The following is a 13174-nucleotide window of genomic DNA, read 5'->3' as shown; positions in this document are numbered from 1 at the left end:
GTCATGATGGCGGTCCGGCCACCCGGCCCGCCACGCGTTATTCGTTCAGCATCCCGCGCAGCAGCTCCGTGAAGCCGGTGCGCAGTGTCGCGCGGTCGGGTACGGCGTCGTGGTCGGCGCCCGCGGCGCAACTGAACATCAGCCCCTCGCACCAGGCGACCAGCGACCGCGCGTGCCGCCGGGGCTCGGTGGAGCCCAGCGCCGTCATCATCGCCTCGAGCGGCTCCCGGAAGCCGCGCCCCGTCGCGTCGTAGAACTCCCGCAGCTCGGGGCGGCGGGTCGCCTCCAGCGCGAGCTCGTAGCGGGCGATCAGCAGATCGCGCTGGGCGGTGAGCGAGCGGTGCAGGGCGAGTGAGAGCGCGTCGGCCAACTCGGCGACCGGATCGGCCCCGTCCGGCGCCGCCTCGGCGGAGCGCGGCATCTCGTCCGGTGTCAGCACCTCCGCCTCCCGCTGGGCCAGCCGCCGGACCGCCGCCTTGAGCAGGGCGGCGCGGGTCCGGGCGTGGTTGGAGGTCGAGCCGAGCGGCAGCCCGGCCGCCTCGTCCACCGCACGGTGCGTCAGCCCCCGCATCCCGCGCTCGGCAAGCAGCCCCAGGGCGGTGTCGGCGATCAGCTCGGCACGGGAGGCGGCGGACGTGGCCGATGCGGAGACGGACGCGGCCGATGCGGAGGCGGCGGTTCGATCAGCGGTCATGAGGCCAACCTAAGCCCATCCGCCGCCCGCACTACAAATGTAGTAACATCGTGAGTACTACACCTGTAGTCGGCTTGGAGGAGTCATGCAGCAGCCCCGTGCCGTCGTCATCGGTGCCGGAGTCGGCGGGCTCACCGCCGCCGCGGCCCTGCACCGCCGCGGCTGGTCCCTCACCGTCCTGGAGCGGGCCGCCCGCCTCGAGCCCGTCGGTGCCGGTATCTCGCTCGCCCCCAACGCCCAGCGCGCCCTGGACGCCATCGACCTCGGCGACGACGTCCGCGCGCTCGCCGCCTGGCAGGGCGGCGGCGGACTGCGCACCCCCGGCGGGCGCTGGCTCTCCCGGCTGGACAGCGCGGCGACGGCCGAGCGCTTCGGCGGCCCGCTGGTCCTCCTCCACCGGGCCACCCTCGTCGACCTGCTCGTCTCCCGGCTCCCCGAGGGCGTGGTCCGCACCGGGGCCGCCGCCCGGCTGGCCGACCCCGGCGGCGCCGGCCGCCCGGCCCGGGTCACCACCGAGGACGGCGCGTACGAGGCGGACCTCGTCATCGGCGCCGACGGCATCGACTCGGCCGTCCGGCGCACGCTCTTCCCCGGCCACCCCGGGCCCCGCTACGCCGGATTCACCACCTGGCGTGTCGTCATCCCCGCCCCCGACCGGCCGTTCGAGCCCCATGAGACCTGGGGGAGGGGCCGGATCTGGGGCACCCAGCCACTCAAGGACGGCCGGGTCTACGCCTACGCGGCGGCCGTCGCCCCGCCCGGCGGCCGGGCCCCCGACGACGAGAGGTCCGAACTGCTGCGGCTCTACGGCGACTGGCACCGGCCCGTCCCCGACATCCTGGCCGCCGCCGCGCCCCAGGACGTGCTGCGCCATGACATCCGCTCCATGACCGAGCCCCTGCCCGCTTACCACCGGGGCCGGGTCGCCCTCCTCGGCGACGCCGCCCACGCGATGGCCCCCACGTTGGGGCAGGGCGGCAACCAGGCCATCGAGGACGCCGTCGTCCTCGCCCACCATCTGGCCCCCGGCACCGCCGACCCCTCCGCCGCCCTGGCCGCCTACACCCGCGACCGGCTGCCCCGCACCATGGACGTGGTACGCCGCTCGGCGCGCACCGCCCGCATGGTCACCCTCACCAGCGCCCCGGCCGTCGCCCTGCGCGACACCGCGATCGCCGCCGTCGGCCGCCTGGTCCCCGGTCTGGCCCTCCGCTCCTTCGACGGCATCGCCGACTGGCATCCGCCCACCCGCACGTATCCTTCGGGGGGCACAGCCCCTTCGGGGGCACAGCGGAAGGCATGACCGAGGACTGCGGGGAGCACATATGAGGGTCGGCTGCGTCGGGCTCGGCGACATCGCGCAGAAGGCGTATCTGCCCGTGCTCATGGCCCGCCCCGGCCTGGAGCCGCATCTGCACACCCGCACCCCCGCCACCCTCCAGCGGGTCGCCGACACCTATCGCGTCCCGGACGCCCAGCGCCACACCGACCTCGACTCGCTGCTCGCGGCCGGGCTCGACGTCGCCTTCGTGCACGCTCCGACCGACACCCACGCCGACCTCGTCACCCGGCTGATCGAGGCCGGGGTGCCCACCTACGTCGACAAGCCGCTCGCGTACCACCTCGCCGACAGCGAGCGGATCGTGCGGCTCGCCGAGGAGCGCGGGGTGAGCCTGATGGTCGGCTTCAACCGGCGTTACGCGCCCGGCTACGCGCAGTGCCTGGACCATCCGCGCGATCTGATCCTGCTTCAGAAGAACCGCGTCGGCCTCGCCGAGGACCCGCGCACCCTGGTCCTGGACGACTTCATCCATGTCGTCGACACGCTGCGCTTCCTGGCGCCCGGGCCGGTGGACCATATCGATGTGCGCGCCAGGATCCGCGACGGGCTGATACACCATGTGCTGCTTCAGTTGTCCGGGGACGGGTTCACCGCGCTCGGCGTGATGAACCGGATGAGCGGCTCCACCGAGGAGGTCCTGGAGGTCTCCGGCCAGGACACCAAGCGGCAGGTGCTCAACCTCGCCGAGGTCATCGACCACAAGGGCCAGCCGAGCGTGCGCCGCCGGGGCGACTGGGTGCCGGTGGCGCGGCAGCGCGGGATCGAGCAGATCACCGACGCCTTCCTGGACGCGGTGCGCTCCGGGCGGCGGATCGGTGCGAAGGACGCGCTGCGCACCCATGAGCTGTGCGAACGGGTCGTCAGGGACGCCCTGGAGTCGGCTGGTCTGTCCGCTGGTCCGGCGAATGGTCCGTCCCCTGCCCGGGCGGCCGGTCCGTCCGCCGTCTGAGCACCCGGCCACCCTCGGCCGCGCAGAAGACGGCGAGCGCGGCAATCGCCCCGTACACCGGCCAGGGCCCGATCCGTACATACGGGCTCGTGCCCTGCCCCAGCGGCACCGTGTAGACGGTGGCCGCGCTGGCATTGGTGGACATCCGGGGGCCCACCGGCTCGCCGCGCGGCCCGAACACCGCGCTCTCCCCGGTCAGCGTGGCATGCACCATCGGCCGCCAGGTCTCGGCGGCGCGCAGCGCGGCCAGCGAGGCGTGCTGCGCCGGCGCCCAGCTCTTCTGGAAGGTCGAGGTCGAGGACTGGACGACGAGCACCTGCGCCCCGTCCCGCGCCAGGTTCCGGCTCATATCAGGGAACGCCGACTCGAAGCACACCAGCGGCCCGATCCGCAGGGAATCCGGGAGCTTCATCACCACCGGCCTGGTGCCCCGGTGGCGGTCCTCACCGGCCGCCTTGCCCACCGAGGTGGCCCAGCCCAGCAGCGGCCGGGCGGGGATGTACTCCCCGAAGGGGACCAGCCGCATCTTGTCGTAGCGCTGCCCCGTCGGCCCGTGCGGCCCGATCAGCACCGAGCTCTTGTAGATCCCGGGCGTATCGCCGCGCCGCGCGTCCACGTTGACCAGCAGATCCGCGCCGACCGTCCGGGACAGCCCGGCCAGCCGCCGGCTCAGCCCCGGATGGGTGGTCAGATCCTGGGCCACGCTGCTCTCGCCCCACACCACCAGATCGACATGGCGGTCGGCCAACTGCCGGGTCAGCTCCGCGCTGCGCTCGAAGCGCGGCCCCGGCACCGGGATGACCCCCGGCTGCACCACCGCGATCCGTGCCGTCCCGGGCTCCTTGGCCGGTGGCACCCAGGCCCACACCCCGGCCGCCGCCGCGCCGCACGCGGTGAGCCCGGCCAGCGCCACCGTACGGGCCCGGGCCACCGCGATCAGCACGGTCACCGCGACATTCACCACGACCAGCAGAAAGCCGAGCAGCCATACCCCGCCCACCGAGGCCAGCCGCAGCGCGGGCGCCACCTGCCACTGGCTCGCGCCCAGCAGCCCCCAGGGCCCGCCGAGGTACTGCCAGGACCGCACCAGCTCGGCCATCAGCCATACGGACGGCAGCAGCACCAGGGCCGCCGCCACCCGCCCGGAGCCCGGGCGGCCGTGCAGCAGCCGGTGGGTCAGCCACCCCCAGGGCACCCACAACAGCCCCAGCAGCAGCGCCAGTATCACGATGAACACGTGCAGGCTCGGCATCAGCCAGTGGTGCACCGCGAGCAGGAACCCGGCGCCGCCCAGCCAGCCGTCCAGCATCGCGCGGCGGCCGGTGGGTGCCGCGCGCATGAGCAGCAGCCAGGGCACCAGGGCGACATACGCCCACCACCACAGCGAGGGCTCGGGAAAGGCCAGTGCGGGCAGCGCGCCCGCCAGCAGCGCCATCGCGCCGCGCCACCACCGGGAGGCGAGCCGCCGCTCCCATAGATCCCCGCCGCCGACCGGCCTTCGCACCTCGGGCGCCCCCCTCCTGTTGGCACAGGGCCAGTGTGCGGGAGTCGGCCGATCATGAACAGGGCGGGGGTGCGCCGTAGCGTGCTTCATGCCGGTTCCGGGAGGTCTTGTTCGGCCCAGATGAGCTTGCCGCCCTCGGTGTAGCGGGTCCCCCAGCGGCGGGAGAGCTGGGCGACGAGGAACAGCCCGCGGCCGCCCTCGTCGGTGGTGCGGGCGTGGCGCAGCCGCGGTGAGGTGCTGCTGGTGTCGGCGACCTCGCAGATCAGCACGTCGTGCCGGATCAGCCGCAGCCGGATGGGGCCGATGCCATGCCGGATGGCGTTGGTGACCAGCTCGCTGACGATCAGTTCCGTGGTCGTCATCACCTCCTCCAGGCCCCACTCGGCGAGCTGGCGCATCGCCAGCGAGCGGGCGCTGGCGACGACGGCCGGATCGCAGGGCAGGTCCCAGGAGACGACATGTCCGGTGCCCAGCGCGCGGGTACGGGCCAGCAGCAGGGCCACATCGTCGGTCTGCGGGGAGGTCAGCAGGGTGTCGATCACCATGGAGCAGAGCTCCTCCAGCGGCAGCGCGGCCTGGCCGAGGGCGTTGCTCAGCCGGCCCAGACCCACATCGATGTCCTGGTTGCAGGTGACGATAAGCCCGTCGGTGTACAGGGCGATCAGGCTTCCGGCGGGCAGTGCCAGCTCCGCCGACTCGAACGGCAGCGACCCGAGGCCCAGCGGGGGACCGGCGGGCAGCGCGGGGAAGGAGACCTCGCCCGAGGGGTCCACGATCGCGGGGGTCGGGTGTCCCGCCCGCGCCATCGTGCACCGCTGGGTGACCGGGTCGTAGATCGCGTACAGACATGTGGCGCCCAGCACCGCGGCCGCCACCTCCTCCTGTCCGCTCTCTTCCTCGGTGAGCCGGATGACCAGGTCGTCGAGGTGGGCCAGCAACTCCTCGGGCGGCAGGTCCATATCGGCGAGCGTGTGCACGGCGGTGCGCAGACGCCCCATGGTGGCCGCGGCGTTGATGCCGTGCCCGACCACATCGCCGACCACCAGCGCCACCCGGGCACCGGACAGCGGGATCACATCGAACCAGTCGCCGCCGACTCCGTTGCGCGCGTCGGTGGGGAGGTAGCGCGAGGCCACCTCGACGGCCTGGCCGCCGCTGAGGGCGTGCGGCAGCAGACTGCGCTGGAGGGCCAGCGCGGCGGCGTGCTCACGGCTGTAGCGGCGGGCGTTGTCGATGTTCAGCGCGGCCCGCGCGACCAGTTCCTCGGCGAGCAGCAGATCGTCCTCCTCGAACGGGTCCGGATGGCGGGAGCGGACGAACGAGGCCACGCCCAGGAGGGCGCCGCGCGCCCCGATCGGCGCCACCATCAGCGACCGCATCCCGAACTCGCGCACCTTGGCCGTCCGCGCCGGATCGTCCCCGGACCAGGCGCTGATGGAGCTGTCCATCACGGGGTCGAGCAGGGCCTCCCCGGAGAAGAAGCAGCAGGCGAAGGGGGATGTGGGGGAGACGGCGACCGCGTCCCCGGGCCTCGCGATGGACTCCGGGCAGCCCTCCCGGATCGATGTCTGACCGGCGCGGCGGAAGGCGGGCAGGGTGTCCCCGGTGGTCTCCAGGGGCTCCTCGCCGCGCAGTACGGAGTCCAGCAGATCGACGGTGACGAAGTCGGCGAGCCGCGGCACCGCGAAGTCGGCCAGCTCCTGGGAGGTGCGCATGACGTCCAGGGTGCTGCCGATGTTCGCGCTGGCCTCGTTGAGCAGCGCCAGCCGCTCCCGGGCCAGCCAGCGGTCGGTGACGTCGATGCCCATGTAGCACACGCCCACCGGACGGCCCTCGGCGTTGTCCAGGCGGAAGAAGGAGGTCGAGTACGCGTGCTCGCGGTGCGGATGGGCGATCGTCCAGCCCCGGTACTCGTAGTCGATCACCGGCCTGCCGGTCTTCAGCACCTGCCGCATCTGCGCCTCGAGCGCCTCGGTGTCCAGCCCCGGCAGGCACTCCGCCATCCGGCGCCCCATCCGCTGCTCGCGCGGCAGCCCGCCGTAGCGCTCCAGCGTGTCGTTCATCCACACATACCGCAGATCCGGGCTGAGCACGGCCATCCCGATCGGCGACCGGGTGAGGAACGCCTGGAGCAGCGAGCCGCTGAGCGCCCAGGCCGGGACGGAGCCCACATCGATCCCGGAGACCAGCCAGCAGGTGTCGCCGCCCGGATTGCGCATCGCGCCCACCCGCAGCCCCACCTCGATCCGGCGGCCGTCCCGGTGCCGGAGCCGTCCCAGGCCGCCCCAGCCGTCGTGCGCCTGGCACCACGAGCCGATCGCCTCGGCCTGCGCCGCGTCCTCGGGCGCCACCAGCAGCATCCTGGCCGGCTGCTTCATCGCGTCGGCCGCCGGATAGCCGAGCAGTCTCTCCGCCGCCGGGGTCCAGCCGATGATGATCCCTGTGGCGTCGATCAGCGCCGAGGCCGCATCCGCCATGTCGAACGGGACATGCGTCTCGGTCGGCGCGATTCCCTGGGGGATGGCCATCGCACCCGTCCCATCTGCGGATACATTTCCCTTAATACTATGACTTCTGAGCCTTCCCGGTGGTGCGCCGTGCGACGACGAATACGCTGTTCCCGCGCGCCTCGGCCGGCGGGGGCGGCTCCTCGGTCATACCTGGTTGCCCCACAGGGAGCGGTTGTCGACATTGGACCTGGTCACCAGCGGAGCGGGTAGCTGATCCTCCAGATTGCCGCCGGGCAGCCGGACGATCGTGCTGTGGTGGCGGGTCGGCCCCGTCCTGAAGGGCTTCCCGGCCATGGCCTGCTTGATGTAGCGCATCGCGTAGACGGCGTAGAGATTCGCCGGCTGGGAGACGGTGGCGTCGATGAGACCCTCGCGGATCGCGGCCAGCTCCTGCGGGATCCCGTCGTTGGAGACGATGGCGATGTGGCCGCGATGGCCCACCGGGACCAGGGCATGGTGACTCTGGAGGATGCGCAGGGTGGGCGCCAGATAGACGCCCCCCGCCTGGAGGTAGATGCCCTTGATGCCGGGGTAGGCGCTGTAGAGGGCCTCCAGGCCGGCCGCCGCCCGCTCCGCCTGCCAGGCCGCGGGGATGTCCAGGACCTTGATGTCCGGGTAGTGCCGCGCCATGCAGTGGTCGAAGCCGGCCGTGCGGTCCCGGCCGTTGTCCGAGGCCAGATCGCCCTGGATCTGCACCACCGTGCCCCGCCGCACGGCCCGGCCGAGGCTCCGGCACGCCTTGACGCCGTACGCCCGGTTGTCGGCCCGTACCACGATGGCGACCTTGCCCCGGTCGGGGGCCACATCGACGGCGACGACCGGCACATGGGCGCGCCGGGCGGCGTTCAGGCCGGGGCCGATGGCGGCGGAGTCGATCGGGGAGACGACCAGGCCCTTGACCTCCTGGGCCAGCAGAATGTTGATATCGGTGATCTGTTTGCCCGGTTGGTCATTGGAGTTGACCGTCGGCAGGATCCGCACGCCCGCCTTCGTGGCCTGCTTCGGGATGTCGTTGTTGTACGCCTCCCAGAAGGGCGAGGTCAACAGCGGCAGCACCACGCCGACCCGGTGCGGGTCCACCTTGCCGCCACAGCCCGCCGCGGCCGGGCCGCACAGCAGGAGAAGGGCCGCGGTGGCGGTGGTGAGGCGGTGGCGCATGGTGCTCTCGGCTCCTGAATCCGGCTCGGTGGAACGGACGGTCTCGGACGCCGCGCCTTGGTCGTCGGCTGCGGGCCCAACGGTCTTCGGCGTTCGGGATGAATACCCCATATCAGCACAGAAGGGTCGGTGAGTAGGGGAAAGCCGACCCTTGACAACCCTCCGGTGTACGCCTGAGGATCACCGCGTGAACTTGTCAGACAGCCAGACAGGTGGTGCGGAGTTCGACTTCCCCCGCCGCATCAGCGCGATGGAAGCGGTTCTCACCCATCTCCGCCAGGCGATCGAGCGCGGCGACTACGCGGTGGGGGACAAACTCCCCTCCGAGGCGGAGCTGTGCCGTCGCCTGGAGGTCAGCCGACCGGTGCTCCGCGAGGCCCTGCGGGCCTTGCAGACGATGGGGCTGACCGCCTCACGCACCGGCAAGGGCACCTTCGTCATCTCCAGCGGGCCGGTGGAGGATCCCACCTTCGGCGACTACGCCGCAAGTGACCTCCTGGAGGTGCGCCGGCACGTCGAGATCCCGGTGGCGGGCTACGCGGCACTGCGCCGCTCCGCCGAGGACCTCGACCACCTGTCCCATCTGCTGGAGCGGATGGAGCGGGAGACCGACACCACCGCATGGGTGGCGATGGACACGCTGTTCCATCTCGCCGTCGCCCAGGCGGCCCGGAATCCGGTCTTCCGTCGGGTCATCGAGGAGATCCGCGATGCCCTGGCCCGGCAGTCTGCATTTCTCAACGAGCTCGGCGGCCGCCGAGAGCAGTCCAACCGAGAACACCGGGCGATCGTCGAGGCGCTCGCCGACGGGTCCGAGCACGACGCGGTGGAAGCGATGACCCACCACCTCGAACGCGTGGAGACCACCCTGACCTCCATCGTGCGGCCCGCCACGGCGGACGACCGGACGACAGTACCGACGGAAGGCGGACAGCAGGCGTGAGCGAGCAGTCCCTCCGGCAAGAAGACCGCGAACAGCAGCAGGCCGGGCACCCCGCGCATGTGGACGCGGGCGACGCCGGTTACAGCAAGTCCCTCAAGGCCCGGCATGTCAACATGATCGCCATCGGCGGCGCGATCGGCACCGGCCTCTTCCTCGGCGCCGGCGGGCGGCTCAAGGACGCCGGGCCGTCACTGGCCGTGGCGTACGCGGTCTGCGGCATCTTCGCCTTCCTGGTGGTGCGCGCCCTGGGCGAGCTGGTGCTGCACCGGCCGTCCTCCGGCGCGTTCGTCTCCTACGCCCGTGAGTTCCTCGGCGAGAAGGGCGCCTTCGTCGCGGGCTGGATGTACTTCCTGAACTGGGCCACCACCGGGGTCGCCGACATCACCGCCGTTGCGACCTACACCCACTACTGGGGGATGTTCACCGAGATCCCTCAGTGGGTGATCGCCCTGATCGCGCTCGCCGTGGTGCTCACGGTCAACCTGATCTCGGTGAAGATCTTCGGCGAGATGGAGTTCTGGTTCGCGATCATCAAGGTCGGCGCCCTCGTCGTCTTCATGGCGATCGGCATCTTCCTGCTGGTCACCCGCGAGCAGGTGGCCGGCAACAGCACCGGCCCCAGCCTGATCACCGACCACGGCGGCGTCTTCCCGCACGGTGCGCTGCCGATGCTGCTGGTCATCCAGGGCGTCGTCTTCGCCTACGCCTCCGTGGAGCTGGTCGGCGTGGCCGCCGGTGAGACCGAGAACCCCGAGAAGATCATGCCCAAGGCGATCAACTCCATCATGTGGCGGGTGGGCCTGTTCTACGTCGGCTCCGTGGTGCTGCTCTCGATGCTGCTGCCCTCCGACTCCTACTCGGGCGACCAGAGCCCCTTCGTCACCGTGCTGTCCAAGATCGGCGTCCCGGCGGCCGGCGGCGTGATGAACCTCGTCGTGCTCACCGCCGCGATGTCCAGCCTCAACTCCGGTCTCTACTCCACCGGCCGGATCCTGCGCTCGATGGCGATGTCCGGCTCCGCGCCCAAGTTCACCGGCGCCATGAGCCGCACCCAGGTGCCCTACGGAGGCATCCTCCTCACCTCCTTCTTCTGTGTGCTGGGCGTGGGCCTGAACTATGTGGTGCCGGACAAGGCGTTCGAGATCGTGCTCAACTTCGCCGCGATCGGCATCCTCTCCACCTGGGCCGTGATCATGCTCTGTCATCTGCTGTTCTGGCGGCGCGCCCAGGCCGGCCACCTCACCCGCCCCGGCTACCGGCTGCCCGGCTCCCCGTACACCGAGATCGTCACCCTGGGCTTCCTGGCCTCCGTCCTCGTCCTGATGTGGGCGGACGGCGGACCGAGCCGGCTCACCGTGATGGCGCTTCCGGCGATCCTGGCGGCGCTGGTCATCGGCTGGTTCGCGTCCCGCGGCCGGATGAAGGACCCCCGGTGAGCCCATGCCGCGGTGAGCCCATGCCGGTGAACCCGCCGGTGAGCCCCCACTGAGGAATCGTTTCTCCAAGCGGCCGGGGCCACCCCTCGGCCGCCCTCCCCTCCACCACCTCCTGGAGGAATCCCACCCCGTGAACACCCCCGACCACGAGAGCACCACCATGAACAACCCCCTCGGACGGACCCTCGACGCGACCCGCCGCACCCCGGCCGAGCCCCCCGCCCTCCGTGAACCCGGCCATGTGCCGCTCGCCCATGTCGTACGCGGCGGGGTCATCGAGGGCGTCCACCACGGCTCGGTCGTCGTCCTGGCCGCCGACGGCCGGGTCGAGTTCCAGGCCGGCGACATCGACGTGGCCTTCTACCCGCGCTCCGCGCTCAAGCCCGTCCAGGCCGTCGCCCTGCTACGGGCCGGGCTGCCGCTGGACGGGGAGCTGCTGTCGCTCACCGCCGCCAGCCACTCCGGCCTGCGGCGCCATCTGGACGGCGCGCGCCGCATCCTCGACCAGGCCGGGCTCACCGAGGCCGATCTGCGCAACGTCCCCGACCTGCCGTACGGCGCCGCCGAGCGCGACGCCTGGCTGCGCGACGGCGGCGAGCCCACCCGGCTCGCCCAGAACTGCTCCGGCAAGCACGCCGCGATGCTGCTCACGGCCAAGCTGCGCGGCTGGCCGCTGGAGGACTATCTCGACCCGGCCCATCCGCTACAGCGGCTGATCGCCGAAACCGTGGAGGACCTCACCGGACAGCGCGTCGCCCAGGTCTCGGTCGACGGCTGCGGCGCGCCGCTGTTCTCCGTCTCCCTGCACGGGCTCGCGACGGCCGCCGCCCGGATCGCCTCGGGCGCCATGGACACCCCCGAGGGCCGGGTCGCGGCAGCCCTGCGCGCCCACCCGGACATGGCGTCCGGCCCCGACCGCGATGTGGCCCGGCTGATGCGCGCCGTACCGGGCCTGATCGCCAAGGACGGCTTCGAGGGCGTGCAGATCGCGGCGCTGCCCGACGGCCGGGCCGTCGCCGTGAAGATCGGCGACGGGGCGGACCGCGCCCGGATGCCGGTGACCGCGGCGGCCCTCGCCCACTGCGGGATCGACCCCGGTGTGCTCACCGAATTCGCCACCACTGCGGTGTACGGCGGCGGAGTCACCGTCGGCGGTGTGCACCCCACCGACGCCCTCGCCCCGCCCGCCGCCTGACCCTCCCACCCTCCCCGAGGAACCAAGGAAGACCGCACGCCATGACTGCCACCGGCTATCGCCGCGAACACGATCTGCTCGGCGACCGCGACGTCCCCGCCGACGCCTACTGGGGCATCCACACCCTGCGCGCCGGCGAGAACTTCCCCATCACCGGCACCTCCATCTCCGCCTATCCGCACCTGATCAGCGCCCTGGCCGCCGTGAAGGAGGCCGCCGCCCGCGCCAATGAGGACCTCGGGCTGCTCACCTCCGCCAAGGCCGACGCCATCGCCGCCGCCTGCCAGGAGATACGCCGGGGCGCCCTGCACGACCAGTTCACCGTCGATGTGATCCAGGGCGGCGCCGGGACCTCGACCAACATGAACGCCAACGAGGTGATCGCCAACCGGGCGCTGGAGCTCCTCGGCCGGGAGAAGGGCGACTACGCCCACCTCCACCCCAACGAGGACGTCAACCTCAGCCAGTCCACCAACGACGTCTACCCGACCGCCGTCAACGTCTCCACGATCATCGCCGTCCGTGAACTCCACTCGGCCATGGAGACGCTGCGCCAGGCGTTCGCCGCCAAGGCAGAGGAGTTCCGCGACGTCCTCAAGATGGGGCGCACCCAGCTTCAGGACGCGGTGCCCATGACGCTGGGCCAGGAGTTCTCGGCGTACGCGGTGATGCTGGAGGAGGACCAGAACCGGCTGCTGGAAGCCGCCACCTTGGTGCACGAGATCAACCTCGGCGCGACCGCCATCGGCACCGGCCTCAACGCCCCCAAGGGCTACGCCGAGGCCGCCCGCCGCCACCTCGAGGCCATCACCGGACTGCCGCTGGTCACCGCCGCCAACCTGGTCGAGGCCACGCAGGACTGCGGCGCCTTCGTCCATCTGTCGGGCGTCCTCAAGCGCATCGCCGTCAAGCTCTCCAAGAGCTGCAACGACCTGCGGCTGCTCTCCTCGGGCCCGCGGGCCGGGCTCAACGAGATCAACCTGCCCCCGGTGCAGGCCGGTTCCAGCATCATGCCCGGCAAGGTCAACCCGGTGATCCCCGAGGTGGTCAACCAGGTCGCCTTCGAGGTGATCGGCAACGACGTCGCCATCACGATGGCAGCCGAGGCCGGACAGCTCCAGCTCAACGCCTTCGAGCCGATCATCCTGCACTCCCTCTCCGAGAGCGTCACCCATCTGCGCGCCGCCTGCCTGGTGCTGGCCGAGCGGTGCGTCGTGGGCATCACCGCCAACACCGAGCGGCTGCGCACCTCCGTGGAGAACTCCATCGGCCTGGTCACCGCGCTCAACCCGTACATCGGCTACAGCGCGGCCACCAGCATCGCCAAGGAGGCGCTCGCCACGGGGCGCGGCGTGGCCGAACTCGTCCTGGAGAAGGGGCTGCTGCCCGCCGACCGGCTGGCCCAGGTGCTCCGCCCGGAGGAGATCGCGGGAAGCCGCTGAA

General features: G+C 71.9%; 10 protein-coding genes. 6 read left to right on the top strand and 4 right to left on the bottom strand.

Annotation, left to right across the window (positions count from 1 at the left end):
* Window positions 1-37: 37 nt before the first annotated feature.
* The gene (locus ACK1X7_RS05605; protein ID WP_385146790.1) at window positions 38-694 is read right to left on the bottom strand and encodes a TetR/AcrR family transcriptional regulator; all 657 of its coding nucleotides are present in this window, start codon (window positions 692-694) and stop codon (window positions 38-40) included.
* A gap of 85 nt (window positions 695-779) precedes the next feature.
* On the opposite strand from ACK1X7_RS05605, the gene ACK1X7_RS05600 reads away from it, so the two are divergent.
* Window positions 780-1997 carry an FAD-dependent monooxygenase gene (locus tag ACK1X7_RS05600; RefSeq protein WP_390794767.1) on the top strand — a complete coding sequence of 406 codons (1218 nt, stop codon included), beginning with the start codon at window positions 780-782 and terminating at the stop codon, window positions 1995-1997.
* A 22-nt stretch (window positions 1998-2019) separates the two neighbouring features.
* Window positions 2020-2985 carry a Gfo/Idh/MocA family protein gene (locus tag ACK1X7_RS05595; protein WP_413114718.1) on the top strand — a complete coding sequence of 322 codons (966 nt, stop codon included), beginning with the start codon at window positions 2020-2022 and terminating at the stop codon, window positions 2983-2985.
* On the opposite strand, the gene lnt is transcribed toward ACK1X7_RS05595, so the two are convergent.
* The 3 genes from lnt to ACK1X7_RS05580 all read right to left on the bottom strand — a co-directional run bounded on the left by lnt (window position 2897) and on the right by ACK1X7_RS05580 (window position 8157).
* On the bottom strand, window positions 2897-4489 hold the full coding sequence (gene lnt / locus ACK1X7_RS05590) for an apolipoprotein N-acyltransferase (RefSeq protein ID WP_413114717.1): 1593 nt from the start codon (window positions 4487-4489) through the stop codon (window positions 2897-2899). The two genes, ACK1X7_RS05595 and lnt, sit on opposite strands and share 89 nt — an antisense overlap.
* An 86-nt stretch (window positions 4490-4575) precedes the next feature.
* Window positions 4576-7017, bottom strand: a complete 2442-nt coding sequence (locus ACK1X7_RS05585) for a SpoIIE family protein phosphatase (protein ID WP_385146779.1) — start codon at window positions 7015-7017, stop codon at window positions 4576-4578.
* Between the two features lie 126 nt (window positions 7018-7143).
* Entirely contained in the window at window positions 7144-8157 is a 1014-nt protein-coding gene (locus ACK1X7_RS05580; RefSeq protein WP_390794765.1) for a sugar ABC transporter substrate-binding protein, read from the bottom strand.
* Between the two features lie 187 nt (window positions 8158-8344).
* Between ACK1X7_RS05580 and ACK1X7_RS05575 the strand changes: the two genes are divergently transcribed.
* From ACK1X7_RS05575 to aspA, 4 genes are all read left to right on the top strand, one after another.
* The gene (locus ACK1X7_RS05575) at window positions 8345-9100 is read left to right on the top strand and encodes a FadR/GntR family transcriptional regulator (protein WP_361501688.1); all 756 of its coding nucleotides are present in this window, start codon (window positions 8345-8347) and stop codon (window positions 9098-9100) included.
* The gene (locus ACK1X7_RS05570) at window positions 9097-10536 is read left to right on the top strand and encodes an amino acid permease (RefSeq protein ID WP_385146773.1); all 1440 of its coding nucleotides are present in this window, start codon (window positions 9097-9099) and stop codon (window positions 10534-10536) included. The genes ACK1X7_RS05575 and ACK1X7_RS05570 overlap by 4 nt, the downstream gene beginning before the upstream one ends.
* 160 nt (window positions 10537-10696) lie before the next feature.
* A complete protein-coding gene (locus ACK1X7_RS05565) occupies window positions 10697-11731 on the top strand; it encodes an asparaginase (RefSeq protein WP_385146846.1) in 1035 nt (344 codons plus the stop codon).
* A 41-nt stretch (window positions 11732-11772) separates the two neighbouring features.
* Window positions 11773-13173, top strand: a complete 1401-nt coding sequence (aspA, locus tag ACK1X7_RS05560; protein ID WP_390794764.1) for an aspartate ammonia-lyase — start codon at window positions 11773-11775, stop codon at window positions 13171-13173.
* Window position 13174: the final 1 nt, after the last annotated feature.

It is taken from the genome of Streptomyces sp. CY-1 (assembly GCF_047218265.1).
GTDB lineage: Bacteria > Actinomycetota > Actinomycetes > Streptomycetales > Streptomycetaceae > Streptomyces > Streptomyces niphimycinicus.
Note: the sequence above shows the minus strand (reverse complement) of the source record. Positions and strands in the feature narration are given on the sequence as shown.